This window comes from Pantoea sp. USMM079 (assembly GCF_037153115.1).
GTDB lineage: Bacteria > Pseudomonadota > Gammaproteobacteria > Enterobacterales > Enterobacteriaceae > Pantoea > Pantoea communis.
In genome coordinates, this window is record NZ_JBBCKX010000099.1 from 1 (window position 1) to 223 (window position 223).

At 52.9% G+C, this 223-nt stretch carries 1 protein-coding gene; it reads right to left on the reverse strand.

Annotated features, from left to right (window positions below; genetic code table 11):
- On the reverse strand, positions 1 to 223 hold a 223-nt coding region (locus tag WFP70_RS26695), incomplete at both ends, for a transposase (protein WP_337024915.1).

Genomic DNA, 223 nt, shown 5'->3' on the forward strand with positions numbered 1-223 from the left:
AGGTTCCACGCCTTTCAGGCTGTACGCCATCTGCGCCATCATGAACCTCAGAAGGTTATAGGCCAGGACCACACCCCACAGCTCCTGACGCACAAGTTCTGGCTTTTTGCTCCTCAGCGTCAGCTCATTATTCAGCAGGTGTTGTTTCATCTCGCGGAACCCATGCTCTATTTCCCAGCGATGGCCGTATAAATCCACGACATCTGCTTTGGGATACCTCAGG